Genomic DNA, 19,870 nt, shown 5'->3' with positions numbered 1-19,870 from the left:
CCCTCAGCGTTCGGAAGCGGCCAGCTGTCCGCACGCTCCGTCGATCTCCTGGCCCCGGGTGTCGCGTACGGTCACCGGTACGCCGTGCCGGGCGATCGCCTCCACGAAGGCCTTCTCGTCCTCGGGGCGCGACGCCGTCCACTTGGAGCCCGGCGTCGGGTTGAGGGGGATCAGGTTGACGTGCACCCGCTTCCCCTTGAGCAGCCGGCCCAGCCGGTCGCCCCGCCACGCCTGGTCGTTGATGTCCCGGATCATGGCGTACTCGATGGAGATCCGCCGGCCGGACTTCGCCGCGTACTCCCACGCCGCGTCCAGCACCTCCGGCACCTTCCAGCGGGTGTTGACCGGTACGAGGGTGTCGCGCAGCTCGTCGTCGGGCGCGTGGAGCGAGACCGCGAGGCGGCACTTGAAGCCCTCGTCGGCGAAGCGCAGCATCGCCGGGACCAGGCCGACCGTCGAGACGGTGATCCCGCGCTGCGAGATGCCGAGGCCGTCGGGCTCGGGGTCGGTGAGCCGGCGAATCGCGCCGATCACCCGGTTGTAGTTCGCGAGCGGCTCGCCCATCCCCATGAAGACGATGTTCGAGAGCCGCGCGGGACCGCCGGGCACCTCGCCGTCGCGCAGGGCGCGCATGCCGTCGACGATCTGGTGCACGATCTCGGCGGTGGACAGGTTGCGGTCGAGGCCGGCCTGGCCGGTCGCGCAGAAGGGGCAGTTCATCCCGCAGCCCGCCTGGGACGAGATGCACATGGTGACCCGGTCCGGGTAGCGCATGAGCACGGACTCGACCAGCGTGCCGTCGTGGAGGCGCCACAGGGTCTTGCGGGTGGTGTCGTCGTCGCAGGAGATGTGCCGTACGACGGACATCAGATCGGGCAGCAGCTCCGCCGCGAGCTTCTGCCGCGCCCCGGCGGGGATGTCGGTCCACTGCTCGGGGTCGTGCGCGTACCGCGCGAAGTAGTGCTGGGACAGTTGCTTCGCGCGGAAGGGCTTCTCGCCGGTGGCGGCGACGGCCTCACGGCGCTCGGCGGGGGTGAGGTCGGCGAGGTGCCGCGGCGGCTTCTTGGCTCCGCGGGGCGCGACGAAAGTGAGTTCTCCGGGGGTCGGCGGGGCCATGAACGCAAGTCTCCTCGGTGCGGCGAGGCCCGCTCCCCGGTGCCACGGGGAAGAGCGGCACCACGTTGCCGGTGCCGGGAGACCTCACGGGATCAGCCCCGCGCGGGGCGCGGGGACCAAAAGGGCTCGCCACCGGTGAGTGGCGAGCCCTTCAAGAGTACCGGTGCGGCTCACCCGGAGCCGACGAAGATCACCAACAGCAGCCAGACCACCGGCGCGGTGGGCAGCAGGGAGTCGAGCCGGTCCATGATGCCGCCGTGGCCCGGCAGCAGCGTCCCCATGTCCTTGATGCCGAGATCGCGCTTGATCATGGATTCACCCAGGTCACCGAGGGTGGCACTGGCGGCGACCGCGATGCCGAGCAGCAGGCCCTGCCACCAGAGGCCGTCGTCGATCATGAACTGCATGGAGAGCGCGCCCGCGACCATCGCGAAGAGGACCGCTCCGAGCAGCCCTTCCCGGGTCTTGCCGGGGCTGATGCGCGGCGCGAGCTTGTGGGTGCCGAAGCGCCAGCCGACGGCGTACGCGCCGGTGTCGCTGACCACCGTGAGCAGCAGGAACATCAACACCCGCCGGGCGCCGTCGTCCGCGGTGAGCATCAGCGCGACGAACGTGGCCAGGAACGGGACGTAGAACGCGGCGAACACGCCCGCCGTGACGTCCCGCAGATACCCCTCGGGCTCCTCGGTCATCCGCCACACCAGGACGGCGAGCGCGGTCAGGGCCATCGCGACCCAGGCGCCCTCGACCCCGCGCACGTACCCGGCGACGACCATCGCGGCACCGCCGACGGCCAGCGGGACGAGCGGGGCCCTGATGCCCTTCTTCTCGCGGAGGCGGGAGGTCAGCTCCCACAGCCCGACCACGACGGCGACCGCGACGACCCCGACGAAGGCGGCCTTGACGACGAAGAGCGAGGCCACGACCACCACACCGAGCCCGACACCGACCCCTATGGCCGCGCGCAGGTCACGGCCCGCCCGCTTCTTCGGCGGGGGTGGCGGGGGCGCGGACATGGGCTCCTGAGGGATCGGGTCGCGGAACAGGGGGCCACCCGGCCGCGCCGCCCCCCGGTCGTTGTCCTGGCCCCCGCCGTGGGCGGGTCCGTCGGGCACGATGGGCATGGGCCGAGTCTGCTGTGCGGCAGGCTCATCGTAGGCGGGACCCGCCGGGCCGGCCCCCTGGTCGGGCTGTCCCCAGAGGCCGGCGGTCGGCGGGGAACCCCAGGAAGAGTCGTTCATCAGACTTCGAGCAGCTCGGCTTCCTTGTGCTTGAGCAGCTCGTCCACCTGCGACACGTACTTCGCGGTGGTGTCGTCGAGCTCCTTCTCGGCGCGGCGGCCCTCGTCCTCGCCGACCTCGCCGTCCTTCACGAGCTTCTCGATCGTCTCCTTGGCCTTGCGGCGCACGGCGCGGATCGAGACCTTCGAGTCCTCGGCCTTGGTCCTGGCGACCTTGATGTACTCCTTGCGGCGCTCCTGGGTCAGGTCGGGGAAGACCACCCGGATGATGTTGCCGTCGTTGCTCGGGTTGACCCCGAGGTCGGAGTCGCGGATGGCCTGCTCGATGTTGCGCAGCGCGCTCTTGTCGAACGGCGTCACCACGGCCATGCGCGGCTCGGGTACGGAGAACGACGCCAGCTGGTTGATCGGGGTCGTCGCACCGTAGTAGTCCGCCACGATCTTGTTGAACATCGCCGGGTGCGCCCGCCCTGTGCGGATCGCGGCGAAGTCGTCTTTGGCGACCAGGACGGCCTTCTCCATCTTCTCCTCGGCCTCGAGGAGGGTCTCTTCGATCACCACTTGCTCCTGCGTGTCTTGAGTGGGCCGGGCCTGCTACCGGTCCTGGCGGATCCTGCGTCGCGTCCTGCCCTGCACGGTGTCCGACCGTCAGGGCTTTGTCCATCCCCGTGCGGGGCCGTACGGATCAAGTGTCCCGCGGTGTGTCCCGCGCGACTCAGCTCCGGGTGCCCTGGTCGCTCACGAGCGTGCCGATCTTCTCACCCTTGACCGCGCGCGCGATATTGCCCTCGGTCAGCAATTCGAAGACGAGGATCGGCAGTTTGTTGTCCTGGCACAGCGTGATCGCGGTCATGTCGGCGACCCGCAGGTCCTTGGCGATGACCTCGCTGTACTCCAGCGCGTCGAACTTGACCGCGCTCGGGTTGGTCTTGGGGTCGGAGTCGTAGACCCCGTCCACCCCGTTCTTGCCCATCAGCAGCGCCTCGGCGTCGATCTCCAGGGCGCGCTGGGCGGCGGTGGTGTCGGTGGAGAAGTACGGCATGCCCATGCCCGCGCCGAAGATCACGACGCGGCCCTTCTCCAGGTGCCGTACGGCGCGCAGCGGGATGTACGGCTCCGCGACCTGGCCCATCGTGATGGCCGTCTGGACGCGCGAGTCGATGCCCTCCTTCTCCAGGAAGTCCTGGAGGGCCAGGCAGTTCATGACCGTACCGAGCATGCCCATGTAGTCGGAGCGGGCCCGGTCCATGCCGCGCTGCTGGAGTTCGGCGCCGCGGAAGAAGTTTCCGCCGCCGAGGACGATCGCGATCTGGGCACCGTCCCGTACGACGGCCGCGATCTCACGGGCGATGGCGTGTACGACGTCGGGGTCGACGCCGAGGCCGCCCCCGCCGGCGAACGCCTCACCGGACAGCTTGAGCATGAAGCGGCCGGCGCCCTTGGCCGGGTCGCCGCCGCCCGCTGTGTGGTCCTTGCCGTCGGCAGACTGGGTGGCGTCCGCGCCCTTGTTCATGGGGATCTCCTCGTACATACGACGAAGGCCATTGCCGGTGGGGGTGTGTCCCGTGCGGCAATGGCCTCCTCGTCAGATCTGCGGTCGTCCGTCGCATGCGCGTGTGACGACTCCGTAAGACCCTAGCGGGGTCCTGCGTCGAACGCGGTACGGACTCAGATGCCGACCTTGATGCGCGAGAAGCGCTTCAGGGTGACACCGGCCTCGTCCAGGACCTTCTGGACCGACTTCTTGTTGTCCTTCGCGAACGCCTGCTCCAGGACGACGACGTCCTTGAAGAAGCCGTTGACGCGACCCTCGACGATCTTCGGGAGGGCGGCCTCGGGCTTGCCCTCCTCGCGGGAGGTCGCCTCGGCGACGCGGCGCTCGTTCTCGACGACGTCGGCGGGGACGTCCTCGCGCGTGAGGTACTTCGGCGCGAAGGCGGCGATGTGCTGCGCGACGTCCTTGGCGGCCTCGGCGGCCGCGTCGTCCGACGCGGAGCCCTGGTCCAGCTCGACCAGGACGCCGACCTGCGGCGGGAGGTCGGGCATGGTGCGGTGCATGTACGCGGCCACGTAACCGCCGCTGAACTGCGCGAAGCGGTCCAGGACGATCTTCTCGCCGAGGTTGGCGTTGGCCTCGTCGACGAACGCCTGGACGGTCTTGCCGGCCTCGATCTCGGAGGCGAGCAGGGTGCCCAGGTCCGCCGGGACGGACGAGGCGACGAACGCGGCGAGCGCGTTGGCGACGTTGATGAACTTCTCGCTCTTCGCGACGAAGTCCGTCTCGCACTTCAGCTCGAGGAGCACGCCGGACGTCTTGTCCTCGGAGATGAGGGAGACGACCGCGCCGTTCTCGGCCGAACGGCCCTCGCGCTTGGCGACGCCCTTCTGACCCTTCACGCGGAGCAGCTCGACGGCCTTGTCCACGTTGCCGTCGGCCTCGTCCAGGGCCTTCTTACAGTCCATCATGCCGGCGCCGGTGAGCTCGCGGAGCTTCTTGACGTCAGCGGCGGTGTAGTTCGCCATGTCTGTGAATCTCTCTCGGAAGTCGAAGATCTACGGGTGGACGGCGGGGAGCCGGCGCCGGGGTACGGCACCAGCTCCCGCTGTCAGCAACCGAACCGGTGAAGGTCAGGCCTGCTCGTTGTCCGCAGCCGGGGCGGCAGCCTCGGGCTCGGCCGGGGCGGCGGCCTCGTCGACCTGCTCGGCGTCGGCGACCTTCTCCGTCTCGGCGGAGGTCTGGACACCGGCCTCGGCGGCGACGGCGTCGTCGGCGGGCTTCTCGGCGTCGTCCTTCTTCTCGCCCTCGAGGAGGTCGCGCTCCCACTCGGCGAGGGGCTCGCCGGCGGCCTTCTCGCCCGGCTTCGAGTCACCGGTGGCCACACCGGAACGGGCGATGAGGCCCTCGGCGACGGCGTCGGCGATCACGCGGGTGAGCAGCGTGACGGAGCGGATCGCGTCGTCGTTGCCGGGGATCTTGTAGTCGACCTCGTCGGGGTCGCAGTTGGTGTCGAGGATCGCGACGACCGGGATGTGGAGCTTGCGCGCCTCACCGACGGCGATGTGCTCCTTCTTGGTGTCCACGATCCAGACGGCGCTGGGCACCTTCTGCATCTCGCGGATACCGCCGAGGGTCTTCTCCAGCTTGGCCTTCTCGCGGGAGAGGACGAGCAGCTCCTTCTTCGTGAGGCCGGAGGCCGCCACGTCGTCGAAGTCGATCTGCTCGAGCTCCTTGAGGCGCTGGAGGCGCTTGTAGACGGTGGAGAAGTTGGTCAGCATGCCGCCGAGCCAGCGCTGGTTGACGTAGGGCATTCCCACGCGCGTCGCCTGCTCGGCGATCGCTTCCTGCGCCTGCTTCTTGGTGCCGACGAACATGACGGAGCCGCCGTGGGCGACGGTCTCCTTGACGAACTCGTAGGCGCGGTCGATGTACGACAGCGACTGGAGCAGGTCGATGATGTAGATGCCGTTGCGCTCCGTGAAGATGAATCGCTTCATCTTCGGGTTCCAACGACGGGTCTGGTGACCGAAGTGGACGCCGCTTTCCAGCAGCTCCCGCATCGTGACGACGGCCATGGCCGTACTCCTAGAGGCTCTCGGTTGTCGCACCCGCCGGACGGCGGACGCGCCTGACGCCCCGACGCGCTGTGCCACGGAGGACCGAGTAGCGCGGCCGGCGGCTCGAAGAGGCCGCTGGCGGGGCGTGCGAAGTCGACCCGGTGACCCGGATCGCCACATGAAGTGTACGGGACCCGCGCACTGCCGAGTGACGGCGATATCCACAACGGTCCCGCCGTCCACAGATCAGCACCATGATCAGCGGGGGCCGCGCCGCGGGGCCCATTCTGACCCCATGCTCCTGCTGACGCTGACCCTGCTCTTATCCGCGACGAGCGGCGCGCCGCCTTTGGCCGGTGGCCTGGCGGGTTGCCTGCCGGGTTGCCCGGTGGGCGGCCTGCACGGTGGCCCGGCGGGCGGCCTGCGCGGCGGCCCGGCGGGCGGCCTACCGGGTGGCCCGGCGGGTGCCTTGCGCGACGGCCCGGCGGGCGGCCTGGCGGGCGACCCGCCCGGGGGCCTGCCCGGCGGCCCGGTCACCCTGGCCGGTGCCCCGGGGGCCGTTCTGCCGCGGCCCGGCGCGGTGTGGCCGGTGAGCCCGGCGTCCGTTCTCCGGGGCTGGGATCCGCCTGCGACGCTGTACGGCCCCGGGCACCGGGGGGTGGACCTGGCGGCGGCCCCCGGTACGGCGGTACGGGCCGCGGCGGCGGGCCGGGTTCTCTACGCGGGCCAGGTGGCGGGGCGGGGGGTCGTCTCGATCACCCTGTCGCGCACGGGCGACCCGCCTCTCCGCATCACCTACGAACCGGTGGACCCGTTGGTTGCGAAGGGCGACGAGGTGGAGGCGGGCGAGGTGGTAGCGAGGCGGTCGTGGTCGTCGTCCCCCTGCGCGGGTTGTGTCCACTGGGGCCTTCGCCAGGGCGACCGGTACCTGAACCCGGTGTCCCTGCTCCCTCCCTCGGCGCTGAGGCGCCCTCCCCCACGCCTGCTCCCCACGACGGGGTAACCGACCGCGTTGTCCTCATCACCGGACGAGCGTCTGCGCCCCGGTGGGCGGCGCGGCGACTTACTTGTCCTCGCGCAGAACGGGCGTCTGCGCCCAGGTGGTGGGCGCGGCTCACTACTTGTCCTCAAGCGCCGGACGGGCTTGTTGGTGCCTGCGCGCCCGGTGCCGGGTGCGGCTTACTGCGTCCTCAATCGCCGGACGGGCTTGATTTTGCCCGCTGCGGGCCGGTGCCCCGGGCGCGGCTTGTCGCCGGGGGCCGGTCAGGGGCCGTGTCCTGCACTGCATGTTTTACGTCGCGTGCGCGCCCTCGTTTTGTTTGACGGTAGCCATGCGACACAAAACACGCTTTACGTTCCGGACACGACCCCTGCCCGTCCCCCTTCCAGGCCCGCGCACAAGACAACCCCCAGCCCGTCGGGCCTGGGAGCAACCGGTGCCCCGCACCCCGGGCATCTCAAGCCCGTCCGGCGCTTGAGGACATCGGTAACCCGCACCCATCACCGGCGCGGAGGCCGCGACCCAGCCCGTCCCGACGCACCCCCAGCCCGCCCGGACGCACCCCCAGCCCGTCCGGCGATTGAGGACATCAGTAAGCCGCGCCCGCGTGCCGGGCCACAACCACCCCCGGGGCGGCGGGGTCGTTCAGTTCACCCTCGGCGTGAGGGGGGGTGGGGTCGGAGGAGGTGCGTGTGGCCGGACGTAAAGCGTGTTTTGTGGCGCATGGCTACCGTCAAACAAAACAAGACCTCGCGCGCGCCGTAAAACATGCAGTCCGGACATACGTACCTCCGCAGGCCCCGCCCCCCGTCACCACGACAAACCCAGCCCGTCCGGCGATTGAGGACAAGTAGTAAGGCGCGCCCACCACCGGGCCGCACACGCCCGTCCAGCGCCGAGGACACGCAAGACGCCGCGCCCACCACCGAGAGGCAGACGCTCGTCCGGCGTGAGGACGATCAGGAAGCCGCGCGCGCCACCGGGGCGCGGACGCCGCCCAGGGCCAGCGCTACCGCGGCCTCCGCGACCTCCAAGGGCGCCTCGCCGAGTTCGATGCGGCGGACCGCCGCGTCCACCAACCCCTGCACCAGCATCGCGGCGAGCCGGGGCCGCGACTGGCCCAGTTCCGACAGCGCGTCGACGACCATCGCGACCAGGCCCCCGTGCGCCGCGCGGATCTGTTCCCGGGCGCCCGCGTCCAGCTCGCTCGCGGAGATCGCGACCACCGCGCGGTGACGGCGGTCGCCGACCAGCGCGAGCTGCGTCCGTACGTACGCCTCCACCTTCGCCTCCGGCGTCCCCGCGGACGCCATCGCCGCCTCGACCTCCGCCGCCCACACCGGGAAGTCGACGGTGCACAGCTCCTCGACCACGGCCGCGCGCGAGCGGAAGTACTCGTAGACCGACGACCTCGCGAGGCCCGTGCGTTCGGCGAGGGCGGGGAAGGTCAGCGCGTCCGTACCGCCTTCCGACAGGAGGGAGCGGGCGGCGTCCAGCAGGGCGCCTCGTTGCATCGTCCGGTGCTCGGCCACGGAGGCCGCTCGAATCCTGGGCACGGTTCCACTCTACGGATCCCGCCGCGCCCGCCCCGCGTCAGCGGCCGACGTCGGCCAGCTTCGCCCGCAGTTGCAGGACGGACTTGGTGTGAATCTGGCTGACCCGGCTCTCGGTGACGCCCAGGACGTTGCCGATCTCGGCGAGCGTGAGCCCCTCGTAGTAGTAGAGCGTGACCACCGTCTTCTCCCGGTCGGGGAGCGTGTTGATCGCGCGGGCGAGCAGCCGCCGCAGCTCGCGCCCCTCGGCGACCTCCACCGGGTTGTCTGCGGCGGTGTCCTCCAGGGTGTCCATCAGGCTGAGCCGGTCGCCGCCCTCCCCGCCGACGTGCAGCAGTTCCTCCAGCGCCACCACGTTCGCCAGCGACAACTGGCTGAAAACGGCGTGCAGTTCCTCCAGCGCGATCCCCATCTCGGCGGCGACCTCGCTCTCCGAGGGCGTCCGGCGCAGCTGCGCCTCCAGCGTGGCGTAGGCGCGTTCGACGGCCCTCGCCTTCTGCCGTACGGAGCGGGGGATCCAGTCCAGGGCGCGCAGTTCGTCGATCATCGCGCCGCGGATGCGGGTGATGGCGTAGGTCTCGAACTTGATCGACCGCTCGATGTCGAACTTCTCGATCGCGTCGATCAGGCCGAAGACGCCGGAGGAGACGAAGTCGGCCTGCTCGACGTTGGACGGCAGTCCCACGCTCACCCGGCCCGCGACGTACTTCACCAGGGGTGAGTAGTGCAGGATCAACTGCTCCCGCAGCCGGCCGTCGCCCGTGGTCTTGTACGACCGCCACAGCTCGTCGAGAGACGTGGGCGCGGGGGGCCGCACGGCGCCCCGGGCAGCGGGGGGCGCCGCCGCGCGGTCAGACCCGGAGGTGTGCTGGGGCATGCGTTGCCTTGAGCCGTTCTGCTGTGACGTGCGGGGGGACATCTTTCTGGGCCGGAATCCAGGTGAGCGTAGCGTGACTGGGGAAGAGCGGTGCGCGACCGCTGTCGGAACGGGGAGCGGCGCCGCTCACACCTTTTCACCCGAATGCCCCAGGTCAAGTACCGCCTCGCCGCGCCGTCGCCGCCGGTGTCGGGCGCCGGGCCAACTGCCAGCCGTCGCCGTGCCGTTCGACGAAGCCCAGCGAGTGGAGTTCGTAGAGCCTGCCGAGCGCCTCGTCGGCGGTGGTGCCGGCGGCCCGGGCGATCTCCCGTCCGTCGGCGGCCCCCTGGGCGGGCAGCGCCTCCAGCACCCGTGCGCCGGCCGGGTCCAGCAGGTCCCTGGGCACCACGGGGCCGCGCCGCCTCGGTGCGAGGTCGCCGATGTCCCCGACCAGCTCGGCCACTTCGGCGGCGTCCGTGACCAGCACTCCTTCGCCGCGCAGCAGTTCGTGCACGCCCGCCGAGAGGCCGCTGGTGGCGGGCCCGGGAACCCCCATCGTGAACCGGCCGAGCCGCTGGGCGCCGCGCGCCGTGACGAGTGATCCGCTGCGGTACTCCGCCTCCACGACGACGGTGCCCCGGGTGAGCGCGGCGATCACGCGGTTGCGCAGGACGAACCTGCTGCGGGTGGGGTGGGCTCCGGGCGGCAATTCGCCGATGACCAGTCCTTGTTCGGCGATGCGTCCGATCAACTCGGCGTGACCCCGTGGGTAGACGACGTCGACCCCGCAGGCGAGGACCGCGACGGTCGCCCCGCCCGCCGCCAGGGCGCCCCGGTGGGCCGCCCCGTCGACCCCGAACGCGGCGCCGGAGGTGACGACCCAGCCGCGCTCGGCGAGTCCGGAGCCCAGGGAGGCCGCCATATGTGCCCCGTACGGAGTACACGCCCTGGCGCCGACCAGGGCGACGGAGCGCAGGGACCAGATCCGCAGATCCGCCCTTCCCCGCACCCAGAGCCCGACCGGCCGCGCGTCGCCCAGGTCGTCGAGCTGGCTGGGCCACTCCCGGTCACCGGGGCAGACGAAGCGCCCGCCGAGCGCGTGCACGGCCGCCAGGTCCCGCTCGGGCACGGCGGCGGCGGCCCGGTTCCGGTAGCCCGCGAGGCGTGGTTCGCCGACGCCGGTCAGCTCGTCGCACCCGGCGTCCCCGGAGGTGAGCCTGGCGAGCAGCCCGACGGCCCCGAACTCCGCCAGCCACCGGCCCCCGTGCTCGTCCCCCGGCTCCAGGACCCGCGTGAGCGCGGCCCGCGCCAGCCGCTCCCCCGGACCGACCCCACCGGGACCGGCCCCGCCGCTCACCTCGCCGCTCGTCCCCGTCCCCGTCCCGATCTCCGTCCCCCTGGTCATGACAGTCCCCCGTTCGCGACCCCGGCGCCGGAGCGTGCCGGATCCCCGCCCGCTCCGGACCGCGCGCCGCGGGCGATGCCGGTGCGCAGCTCCAGGGCCAGGTCCACGTCCCGGGCGTCCGGGCAGCGGTGTCCGGCGAGGTCCGCGACGGTCCAGGCCACCCGCAGCACCCGGTCCAGCCCCCGCGCGGTGAGCAGCCCCCGCTCCAGGTCGCGCTCCGCCGTGTCCAGCGCTCCCGGCGCCACCGGCCAGCGGGTCCGCAGCTCGTGCCCCGGCACCTCACTGTTGAGCGACCACGGCGTGCCCTCCAGCCGGGCCGCCGACCGCGCCCTGGCCTCCGCGACCCGGGCGGCGACCACCGCCGTGGACTCGCCGCGCCCGCCCTGTCCCGCCAGGTCGGCGCGGTGGACGGGCTGGGCCTCGACGCGCAGGTCGACCCGGTCGAGCAGCGGTCCCGACAGCCGGGTCTGGTAGCGCCGGATCGCCGAGGGCGGGCAGTCGCAGCCGGCTCCGTGGAGCGTGTGGCGCCCGCAGGGGCAGGGATTGGCCGCCAGGATCATCAGGAACCGGGCGGGCAGCCGTACCACCCCCGCGCTGCGCGCCACCACCACATGCCCCGACTCCAGGGGCTGGCGCAGCGCGTCCAGCGCCCGTCCGGAAAACTCCGGAGCCTCGTCCAGAAAGAGAATCCCGCGGTGGGCGAGCGACACCGCTCCCGGTCTCGGCATCCCGTTGCCGCCGCCCACCAGGGACTGCATCGTCGCCGAGTGGTGGGGCGCGCAGTAGGGCGCCGTACGGACGAGCGGTTCGCCGGGCGGCAGCATGCCCGCCACCGAGTGCACCGCCGTGACCTCCAGGGACTCCTGTTCGGTCAGCGGGGGCAGCACGCCGGCCAGCCGTTCCGCGAGCATCGTCTTCCCCGCGCCGGGCGGTCCGTGCAGCAGCAGGTGGTGTCCGCCCGCCGCCGAGACCTCCAGGGCCGTACGGGCGGCGGTCTGGCCCGCCACGTCCGCGAGGTCGGGCCGGTGTCCGTCCCGCGCCCCGAGCCCGGCGGCCAGCCCCGTGCCGACCCCGGCGCCGGGCACCATCAGCCCCGCCAGGAGCGGGCCGGGGCGGCCCTCGTCCGTCTCGGCCGGTTCGTCGGGCATGGGCTCGTCGGTCAGGATCGCGATGAGCTGGCGCAGCGTCCGCACCCCCAGGACCGAGACCCCGGGGACCAGTGAGGCCTCCCCGGCGGTCCGCTCCGGGACGACCACCTGCCGGTATCCGGCCTCGGCCGCCGCGAGCACGGCGGGCAGCACCCCGCGCACCGGCCGGACGCGCCCGTCGAGCCCCAGCTCGCCGATGAGCACCAGATCCGCGATGGCCCGGGGGTCGAGGCGCTCCGCCGCCCCGAGGACCGCACACGCGACGGCCAGATCGAATCCCGAACCGCTCTTGGGCACGGAGGCCGGGCTGAGCCCGACCGTGAGTTTCTTCTGCGGCCACTCGCCGCCGGAGTTGACCACGGCGGCCCGCACCCGGTCCCGGCTCTCGACCAGGCTCTTGTCCGGCAGCCCCACCAGGGTGAACGCCGCCACGCCCGGCTCCAGGTCCGCCTGCACCTCCACCACCACGCCCTCGACGCCCACCAGCGCCACCGAGCACGCCCGCGCGAACCCCATCAGGCCACCCCCCGCGCGTGCTCGACCACGGCCGCGCCCCGCCGGGGCAGGACCACCCCGATCAGGTCGATGCGGACCCCGCCCGGCGGCGGACCGCCGCACCGCTCCAGCCAGCAGGCCGCGAGCCGTCTCAGCCGGTCCGCCTTGACCGGGGTCACGGCGGCCATGGGATGTTCGAAGGAATCCGCCCTGCGGGTCTTCACCTCGCAGACGACCAGCACCTCACCGCCCCCGGCGTCCTCGTCCCGGGCCACGATGTCGATCTCGCCCGTCCTGCCGCACCGCCAGTTCCTCGCCAGTACGGTCATCCCGGCCGCGGCCAGCCGCCGCACCGCCAGGTCCTCGCCGTAGCGTCCCAACGCCCCCGTCGCGTTCATGTCGGCACCACCTCCGGCACCGACTCTCCCGCGTCCGCCGGAATCAAGTGGATCTTCGTGGACAACTCGGGCGTTGTGGAAAACTCGCTCACTCGTGCGAGTGAGACCACCCCGGAAAACGCCACGCCCCCGCACACCGGCACACCCCGTAAGCACACGAAAACGCCCCAGGGCCGCAACCCCGGGGCGTCTCCGTCCGCGCTGTCATGCTCTTCAGCCTCCGGGCAGTTCGAGATCGCTCTTGTTGAGCTCCTCGATGTTCACGTCCTTGAACGTGAGTACCCGTACCTGCTTGACGAAACGGGCGGGCCTGTACATGTCCCAGACCCACGCATCCGCCATCGTCACCTCGAAAAAGACCTCGCCCTGTACGGAATGCACCTGCATCTCGTAGTCATTGGTGAGATAGAAGCGACGCTCGGTCTCGATCACATATTTGAACAGACCGACGACATCGCGGTACTCCCGGTAGAGCTTCAGCTCCATCTCGGTCTCGTACTTCTCGAGGTCCTCGGCGCTCATGGCAATGTTCCCCTTCAGCCGTACGTCCCCCTATTGTGCTCCGGTCCCCCGCGCCCCTAGACGATTTCGGGGGCGAGGACCACCGGTTCATCCGGGGGACCCTCGTCGAGCAGCGTACGCAGCAGCTCGGCGAGCCTGGTCGGATACACCGTCTCACGTGCCGCCAGAAGTTCGGCGGAGGTCCACCACCTCAGCCCCGCGACACTGCGCCGCTCCAGCTCGGTCAGCCCTCCGGGAGCCGTTTCGGTCTGTGTCGTACGCGCCAGGAAGTACCACTCGTCCTGGTCCCAGCGCCGCCCGTCGAAGGGGAATGAGCACCGCCGGTGCCACAGCACGGGCCCCAGCTCGACCTGTGTGATCCCCGTCTCCTCCACCAGCTCCCGCAGCGCGGCCTCCGCGCGGCTCTCGTCGCCCTCCAGCCCGCCGCCGGGCGTGAACCACCAGGTGTTCCCCGGGTCGTCCGGTTCGTAGCCGTGGAGCAGCAGGATGCGGTCCTGAGGGTCGAGCAGCACCACCCGGGCGACCTTCCGCAGCACGCCCCCACCGAACCCGCCGGCCTCACCGAACCCGCCGACCCCGTCCTCAGTTCCCCGCACGCGCCGACACCCCTTCCCCTGACCGCCCCGACCGCGCCCGCGCCGCCCGCCGCTGCGCGAGCGGCCCGTACGCCGCCCCCACCATGATCAGCACTGCCCCCAGCACCACCGCCCCGACCAGCGGCCTGACCGGCCCGGCGACGGACACCCCGCCCGGCAGCGCCGCGAACCCGGCCGGCCGCCCCAGGAACCCCGGCGACGGCCAGATGACCGCGTCGACCCGCGCGTCCACCGCCGAGCGCGGCACCGAGCCCTGCCCCGGGTCCTCCAGGTGCACCCGCGAGTCCAGCGACACATTCCGCTGGTCACCGAGCAAAAACAGCTGACCTGCCGGTACGGTCGCGTCGAAATCGCCGCCCGAGACCCGCCCGCCGGGCAGCTTCCCCACGTACGGCTCCGCGATCGCCTCGCCGTTGACGGTAAGCCGCCCCCCGGTGTCGCAGCAGGCGACCTTGTCGCCGCCGATCCCGACGACCCGCTTCACCATCGGCATGTCGCCCCACTGCTTGTCGGTGAAGACCACCACGTCCCCGCGCCGTACCGCGTCGCCCGATATCCGCTGGGCGAGCACCCGGTCCCCCGCCTTCACCGTCGGGGACATCGAATCGGTCGGCACGGTGTACGGGCGGTACTCCACGGCCCCCCACCCGAACCCGCCGAGGAAGAGCACACAGCCGACGGCCACGACCAGCCCCGACAGCACGCTGCCGAGGCGGCCGCGGCCGCCGTTCCCAGGTCCCGCGCGTCCCGTACGTCCTGTTCCGCCCGTACGTCCCGTTCCGCTCACCCGAGCACCCCACCGTTCCGGAAATCGAGGATCCGGGACGGCACCCTACCCGGCGGTACCGCCGCCGGGTCCGGTGCTGTGCGGACCCGATTCCCTCACCGGCCGGGACGCGAGCCTCTTCCTGCGCCACAGCACCAGCGGCACCGCACCGGCGAGACCCGCCGCGCCAGGAGCCGCGAGCGACCCCACGACGGCGGCCGCCCGGCCGGGACCCGCCTGGTCGAAGGTGTCGGGCACCGGCAGCGTCGCCAGCCTGTTGAGCGGCCACGCGACCACGATGGCCCGGCCGACCACATCCTTGACCGGGACAAATCCCCGGTCGGCGTTGTCCATGTGGTAGCGCGAGTCCTGCGAGTTCTGCCGGTGGTCGCCCATGACCCAGAGCCGGTCCTTGGGCACCTTGAACGGTCCGAAGGGCTGGTCGTCGCACGGGGTGTTCCCGGCGAAGATGAACCCCTTCTCGTCCAGCGCGTGCCCGTTGACCTCGACCGGGCCGCCCTTCTTGCACTCCACCGTGTCGCCGCCGACCGCGATGACCCGCTTGATCAGGTCCTTCTCCTCGGCGGACGGCATCAGCCCGATGAAGCTCAGGAACTTCTGCGCGATGTTCGGGTCGGGGACGTCCGTCTCGGGCAGCCAGCCGCCCGGGTCGTGGAAGACGACCACCTCGCCGCGCTCGGGCTCCGAGCCGAACCACGGGGTCAGCTTGTCCACCAGCACCCGGTCACCCCGCTGGAGGGTGTTCTGCATCGAGTCCGAGGGGATCGAGAACGCCTGGACCAGGAAGGTCTTGATCACCAACGCCAGGACCAGCGCGATGACGATGAGGAGGGGAAGCTCCTTCCAGAAGGAACGCTGCTTCCTCTGCCCTTCGCCGTCACCGGTACCGGCACCGTCGTTGTCACCGACGCCATCACCGCTCAAGGGACCGCCGTCACCGCCCAAAGGACCGATCCCCGGTTCCGTCGTGCTGTCCGTCACGACCGCGGGCGACTCGGCGAGCTGCTCGTGTCCCTCCTCGGGATCATCGTGACCGGAACGTGCGCCGACCGCCACATCCCCCACATCCACTCCTCACTCCGTGCGATTCACTCCGTGCGGTCGCCTGCCCCGGAGAAGGGGCAGGCCCACCACTCCCATAACGAGCGGGAGTTCCGCAGGGCTCGGGAGCCGGACCAATCCATGTCGATCCCGCGGGAACACACTATTCGACGCGCCTGTGGCCGCCGTCGGCGCGGGACGCGCGTCCGGGACCCCGCTGAACGGCTCCGAGTCGCCCAGCCGGCTCCAGTGGCCGATCGGCCAGGCGATGACCACGGCCCGCCCCACCACCTCGTCCTCCGAGACCGTGCCCTGGTCCTTCTCGTCGAGATGGAAGCGGGAGTCCGCCGAGTTCTCCCGGTGGTCGCCCATCACGAAGATACGCCCCGCGGGCACCTTCACCTCGAAAGTGATCGTCGAGGGGGCGTTCCCCGGGTGGAGATACGGCTCCTCCAACGGCACACCGTTGACGGTAATTTTGCCCGATGCGTCACAGCACTTGACGGTGTCACCCCCGACACCGACGACCCGCTTGATCAGATCCTGGTCGTCGGCGGACGGCAGCAGCCCGATGAAGGTCAGCCCTTCCTTGATCTGCTTGATGACGACCGGGGAGGTGTCCGGTACGGGCTTCTCGTCCTCCAGCCAGTTCCCGGGGTCCTTGAAGACGACGACGTCGCCGCGTTCCGGCTTCGAGCCGAACCACGGGGTCAGTTTGTCCACCAGCACCCGGTCGCTGATCCTGATCGTCTGCTCCATCGAGCCCGACGGGATCACGAAGGCCTGGACGAGGAAGGTCTTGAGGACCAGCGCGATCAGCAGCGCCACGGTGATCAGCACCGGGATCTCGGTCATGGCCGACCGCCGCCTGCGGTTCTTGACCCGCCGCGCGAGCCTGCGCCGGTCGGCCCGGCCCGGCAGCGCCCGGCCCATCGTGGGCCGGCTGCCGGTCGGCAGACGGGTGTCGTGCCCGTGGCTGGCCGCGCGCCCGCGCTTACCCATGAGCACCGTCCCGCCTCCCCTGACCGCCGCCGGAAGCCTGTACGGCACGCGGAGCTCCTACGGCACGCGGAGCCCGTACGGCATCAGGAGGCGGTACGGCACCGGCCGGGCGGCCCCCCACCGGTACGGCGCCGGCCGCGCCCCCCACGTCCTCGAAGGCGTCGGTGGGTCGCAGCGCCGACCAGCGGCCGGGCGGCCAGACGGTCCACCTCACCCGTCCCACGACCCGGTCCACCGGCACCACGCCCCCGCCCGGCTCGCCGAGATGGTCCCGGGAGTCGCGGGAGTTGTCGCGGTGATCACCCATGACCCACAGCGTGCCCTCCGGGACGACGATGTCGAAGGGAACGCGGGACGGGGCGTCGCCGGCGTACACGTACGGTTCGTCCACCGCCCGTCCGTTCACCTCGATCCTGCCCCCTGCGTCGCAGCAGACCACACGGTCGCCTCCCACCCCGATCACCCGCTTCACGAAGTCGGTCCCGGCGGGCTCGGCGAGTCCCACGGCCGCCGCGGCGCCGCGCAGCAGCCCGGTGACGGGATTCTCCCGGGGCTTCTCCTGGACGAAGGAGCCCGTGCCGTCGAAGACGACGACGTCGCCGCGGTGCGGCACGGACCCGAAACGGTACGCCAGCTTGTCGACCAGCACCCGGTCCCCGACCCGGAGGGTGGGCTCCATGGAACCGCTCGGGATCAGGAAGGGCTGCGCCACGAAGTGGCTGACCAGCAGGACGACGGCGACGCACACTGCGGCGAGCGCGGCGGCCCTGGGCCAGAACCGGCCGGAAGAACGCGCGGAGCGCGACTCCTCCTCCGGCCCGGTGAGGGGCGGGGAGGAGGAGTCGCGCTCCGTGTGCTGTGCTTCGGTGTCCATCGGGGCAGGAGCTTATCCGGCGGCCCGCTGGACCCGGTCGCGACGGTGAGCCGGGGCTCAGTTGTCGCGCTTCTCCTTGATCTTCGCCTTCTTGCCCCGCAGCTCGCGCAGGTAGTAGAGCTTGGCGCGACGGACGTCACCGCGGCTCACGAGCTCGATCTTCTCGAAGATCGGGCTGTGGACGGGGAAGGTCCGCTCGACGCCGACGGAGAAGGAGACCTTGCGGACCGTGAAGGACTCACGGACGCCGGAGCCCTGACGCCGGATGACGACACCCTTGAACTGCTGGATGCGGGAGCGGTTTCCTTCGATGACACGCACGTGCACGTTCACGGTGTCACCGGCGCGGAACTTGGGGAGGTCGCTGCGGAGCGACGACGCGTCTACGGCGTCGAGCAAGCTGGTCATGGGATCTGCTTCCTCACTGATGCCACAGGTCATCAGCGGATGTCGGGACGAGAGTCTGGGGTGCCGTTCTCGTCGGGCGGGCGTCGTTCCCCCTGTGGCAGGGGCGCACACCGGACGTAGGGCAGCGGCCTATTCTTCCACGGCGGGGGGCCTGCGCCAAAATCGGCCACCGGGCTCCGGGGACCAGCCGAGGATGGAAAGGATCTCCCGGTCCTTCTTGTCGAAGGCCGAGGGGTCGCAACGCTCGATCAGGTCGGGGCGGTTGAGGGCGGTACGTTCGAACGCCTCGTCGCGCCGCCAGCGCGCGATCTTCCCGTGGTGGCCGCTGAGCAGCACGTCCGGGATGCCGCGTCCGCGCCACTCGGGGGGCTTGGTGTAGACGGGCCCCTCCAGCAGGTCGGCCATCGCGCCGGGCGCGAAGGAGTCGTCGCGGTGCGACTCGGCGTTGCCGAGCACGCCGGGCAGCAGGCGGACCACGGCCTCGGTGATCACCAGGACGGCCGCCTCGCCTCCGGCCAGGACGTAGTCGCCGATGGAGACCTCGTGGACGGGCATCCGGGTGCGGTACTCGTCCACGACCCGGCGGTCGATGCCTTCGTACCGCGCCGGTGTGAAGATCAGCCAGGGGCGCTCGGAGAGCGCGACGGCGGTCTCCTGGGTGAAGGGCCGGCCGCTGGGGGTGGGCACGACCAGCACCGGGTCGTGGGCCCCCGACTCGTACCCGCTCGCCAGCACGTCGTCCAGGGCGTCGCCCCACGGCTCGGTCTTCATGACCATGCCGGGCCCGCCGCCGTACGGGGTGTCGTCCACCGTGTTGTGCCGGTCGTACGTCCACGCCCGCAGGTCGTGCACGTGCACACCGAGACGGCCCCGCGCACGCGCCTTGCCGACCAGCGAGACGTTCAGGGGGTCCAGGTACTCGGGGAAGATCGTGACGACGTCGAGCCGCATCAGGCGTCGCCCTTGCCGGCCTGGTCGCCGCCGGCGGCCCGCTCCGGCGCGTCCGTCTCCGGGAGTTCGTCGATGAGGCCCGGGGGCGGGTCGATGACGGCCCGCTGCTCCTCCAGGTCGATCTCGGTGACGATCTCCTCCACGAAGGGGATCATCACCTCGCTGCCGTCGGGCCGTTCCACGATGAACAGGTCCTGCGACGGCAGGTGCGTGATCTCGGTGATCCGCCCGATCTCCGTGCCGTCGGCGAGGACGACGTCGAGATCCATCAGCTGATGGTCGTAGAACTCCTCCGGGTCCTCGGGGAGTTCCTCGGGGTCGACCTCGGCGATGAGCAGGATGTTACGAAGGGCCTCGGCGCCGCCGCGGTCGCTCACGCCCTCGAAGCGGAGCAGCAGCCTGCCGCTGTGCACCCGGCCCGTCGCGATCGTCAGCGGGCCGGCCGACGCCGGTTCCGTACCCAGGACGGCGCCGGGCCCGAGCCGCAGCTCGGGCTCGTCCGTACGCACCTCGACGGTGACCTCACCCTTGATCCCATGGGCGCGACCGATCCGCGCAACCACCAACTGCACTGCATACGCCCCTTTTACGGTCACACATGGAACAAACGGCAACGAGCCGGGGCGGACCATACGGCCCGGCCCCGGCCCGTGCCGGTGTTGAACGCTGTCAGCTGAACGCTCTCAGCGGACCTGGTCCACGTCGACGAGGTCGACGCGGATGCCACGGCCGCCGATGGCACCCACGACGGTGCGCAGCGCGCGGGCGGTACGGCCGTTGCGGCCGATCACCTTGCCGAGGTCGTCGGGGTGGACCCTGACCTCCAGCACGCGGCCACGGCGCAGGTTGCGCGAGGCGACCTGCACGTCGTCCGGGTTGTCGACGATGCCCTTCACGAGGTGCTCGAGAGCCTCCTCGAGCAT

The 19,870-nt window shown here is 71.4% G+C and carries 21 protein-coding genes and 1 pseudogene; 1 reads left to right on the top strand and 21 read right to left on the bottom strand.

Annotation, left to right across the window (positions count from 1 at the left end):
- Positions 1-3: 3 nt before the first annotated feature.
- From rlmN to rpsB, 6 genes are all read right to left on the bottom strand, one after another.
- Entirely contained in the window at positions 4-1,116 is a 1,113-nt protein-coding gene (rlmN, locus tag ACIODU_RS09370) for a 23S rRNA (adenine(2503)-C(2))-methyltransferase RlmN (RefSeq protein ID WP_161310364.1), read from the bottom strand.
- Between the two features lie 170 nt (positions 1,117-1,286).
- Positions 1,287-2,357 (bottom strand): phosphatidate cytidylyltransferase, encoded by a 1,071-nt coding sequence (locus ACIODU_RS09365; protein WP_401765676.1) that lies wholly within the window; start codon positions 2,355-2,357, stop codon positions 1,287-1,289.
- Positions 2,357-2,914 (bottom strand): ribosome recycling factor, encoded by a 558-nt coding sequence (gene frr / locus ACIODU_RS09360; RefSeq protein ID WP_161310366.1) that lies wholly within the window; start codon positions 2,912-2,914, stop codon positions 2,357-2,359. Before frr ends, ACIODU_RS09365 begins: the two co-directional genes overlap by 1 nt.
- Before the next feature lie 157 nt (positions 2,915-3,071).
- Positions 3,072-3,869, bottom strand: a complete 798-nt coding sequence (gene pyrH, locus ACIODU_RS09355) for a UMP kinase (RefSeq protein ID WP_401765674.1) — start codon at positions 3,867-3,869, stop codon at positions 3,072-3,074.
- 155 nt (positions 3,870-4,024) lie between these two features.
- Positions 4,025-4,879, bottom strand: coding sequence for a translation elongation factor Ts (gene tsf / locus ACIODU_RS09350; protein WP_356433165.1), 855 nt, complete (start codon positions 4,877-4,879; stop codon positions 4,025-4,027).
- Between the two features lie 105 nt (positions 4,880-4,984).
- Entirely contained in the window at positions 4,985-5,929 is a 945-nt protein-coding gene (gene rpsB / locus ACIODU_RS09345; protein WP_161310369.1) for a 30S ribosomal protein S2, read from the bottom strand.
- Positions 5,930-6,206: 277 nt separating this feature from the next.
- Here rpsB and ACIODU_RS09340 point away from each other — a divergent pair, with 277 nt between their 5' ends.
- Positions 6,207-6,914 carry a M23 family metallopeptidase gene (locus ACIODU_RS09340; RefSeq protein WP_401765670.1) on the top strand — a complete coding sequence of 236 codons (708 nt, stop codon included), beginning with the start codon at positions 6,207-6,209 and terminating at the stop codon, positions 6,912-6,914.
- A gap of 956 nt (positions 6,915-7,870) precedes the next feature.
- Here ACIODU_RS09340 and ACIODU_RS09335 read toward each other — a convergent pair.
- The 15 genes and pseudogenes from ACIODU_RS09335 to ACIODU_RS09265 form a co-directional block, all read right to left on the bottom strand.
- On the bottom strand, positions 7,871-8,443 hold the full coding sequence (locus ACIODU_RS09335) for a TetR/AcrR family transcriptional regulator (RefSeq protein WP_401765906.1): 573 nt from the start codon (positions 8,441-8,443) through the stop codon (positions 7,871-7,873).
- A gap of 61 nt (positions 8,444-8,504) precedes the next feature.
- Positions 8,505-9,341, bottom strand: coding sequence for an RNA polymerase sigma factor WhiG (gene whiG, locus ACIODU_RS09330; RefSeq protein WP_161310885.1), 837 nt, complete (start codon positions 9,339-9,341; stop codon positions 8,505-8,507).
- Positions 9,342-9,495: 154 nt separating this feature from the next.
- The gene (gene dprA / locus ACIODU_RS09325; protein ID WP_401765666.1) at positions 9,496-10,725 is read right to left on the bottom strand and encodes a DNA-processing protein DprA; all 1,230 of its coding nucleotides are present in this window, start codon (positions 10,723-10,725) and stop codon (positions 9,496-9,498) included.
- Positions 10,722-12,389, bottom strand: coding sequence for a YifB family Mg chelatase-like AAA ATPase (locus ACIODU_RS09320; RefSeq protein WP_401765663.1), 1,668 nt, complete (start codon positions 12,387-12,389; stop codon positions 10,722-10,724). Before ACIODU_RS09320 ends, dprA begins: the two co-directional genes overlap by 4 nt.
- Positions 12,389-12,766: a YraN family protein gene (locus ACIODU_RS09315; protein WP_327234271.1), complete on the bottom strand. Its 378-nt coding sequence runs from the start codon at positions 12,764-12,766 to the stop codon at positions 12,389-12,391. Before ACIODU_RS09315 ends, ACIODU_RS09320 begins: the two co-directional genes overlap by 1 nt.
- A 213-nt stretch (positions 12,767-12,979) precedes the next feature.
- Positions 12,980-13,288, bottom strand: coding sequence for a DUF2469 domain-containing protein (locus tag ACIODU_RS09310; protein ID WP_014675276.1), 309 nt, complete (start codon positions 13,286-13,288; stop codon positions 12,980-12,982).
- A gap of 56 nt (positions 13,289-13,344) precedes the next feature.
- Entirely contained in the window at positions 13,345-13,824 is a 480-nt protein-coding gene (locus ACIODU_RS09305; RefSeq protein ID WP_401765903.1) for an NUDIX hydrolase, read from the bottom strand.
- A 46-nt stretch (positions 13,825-13,870) separates the two neighbouring features.
- Complete coding sequence (gene lepB, locus ACIODU_RS09300) at positions 13,871-14,671, bottom strand: signal peptidase I (RefSeq protein WP_401765658.1); 801 nt, start codon at positions 14,669-14,671, stop codon at positions 13,871-13,873.
- A 45-nt stretch (positions 14,672-14,716) separates the two neighbouring features.
- Positions 14,717-15,595: a signal peptidase I gene (gene lepB, locus ACIODU_RS09295; RefSeq protein ID WP_401765655.1), complete on the bottom strand. Its 879-nt coding sequence runs from the start codon at positions 15,593-15,595 to the stop codon at positions 14,717-14,719.
- 10 nt (positions 15,596-15,605) lie between these two features.
- Positions 15,606-16,714 (bottom strand): annotated as a pseudogene (gene lepB, locus ACIODU_RS09290) (signal peptidase I).
- Complete coding sequence (gene lepB, locus ACIODU_RS09285) at positions 16,707-17,588, bottom strand: signal peptidase I (protein ID WP_401765653.1); 882 nt, start codon at positions 17,586-17,588, stop codon at positions 16,707-16,709. Before lepB (ACIODU_RS09285) ends, lepB (ACIODU_RS09290) begins: the two are co-directional and overlap by 8 nt.
- A 57-nt stretch (positions 17,589-17,645) precedes the next feature.
- A complete protein-coding gene (rplS, locus tag ACIODU_RS09280) occupies positions 17,646-17,996 on the bottom strand; it encodes a 50S ribosomal protein L19 (protein ID WP_161308525.1) in 351 nt (116 codons plus the stop codon).
- Positions 17,997-18,125: 129 nt separating this feature from the next.
- Complete coding sequence (gene trmD, locus ACIODU_RS09275) at positions 18,126-18,947, bottom strand: tRNA (guanosine(37)-N1)-methyltransferase TrmD (RefSeq protein ID WP_401765650.1); 822 nt, start codon at positions 18,945-18,947, stop codon at positions 18,126-18,128.
- The gene (gene rimM, locus ACIODU_RS09270) at positions 18,947-19,519 is read right to left on the bottom strand and encodes a ribosome maturation factor RimM (RefSeq protein WP_401765647.1); all 573 of its coding nucleotides are present in this window, start codon (positions 19,517-19,519) and stop codon (positions 18,947-18,949) included. Before rimM ends, trmD begins: the two co-directional genes overlap by 1 nt.
- Positions 19,520-19,630: 111 nt before the next feature.
- Positions 19,631-19,870, bottom strand: a complete 240-nt coding sequence (locus tag ACIODU_RS09265; protein WP_005311361.1) for an RNA-binding protein — start codon at positions 19,868-19,870, stop codon at positions 19,631-19,633.

It is taken from the genome of Streptomyces sp. NPDC088261 (genome assembly GCF_044740805.1).
Lineage (GTDB): Bacteria > Actinomycetota > Actinomycetes > Streptomycetales > Streptomycetaceae > Streptomyces.
This window is presented reverse-complemented; position numbering and strand designations above follow the sequence as displayed.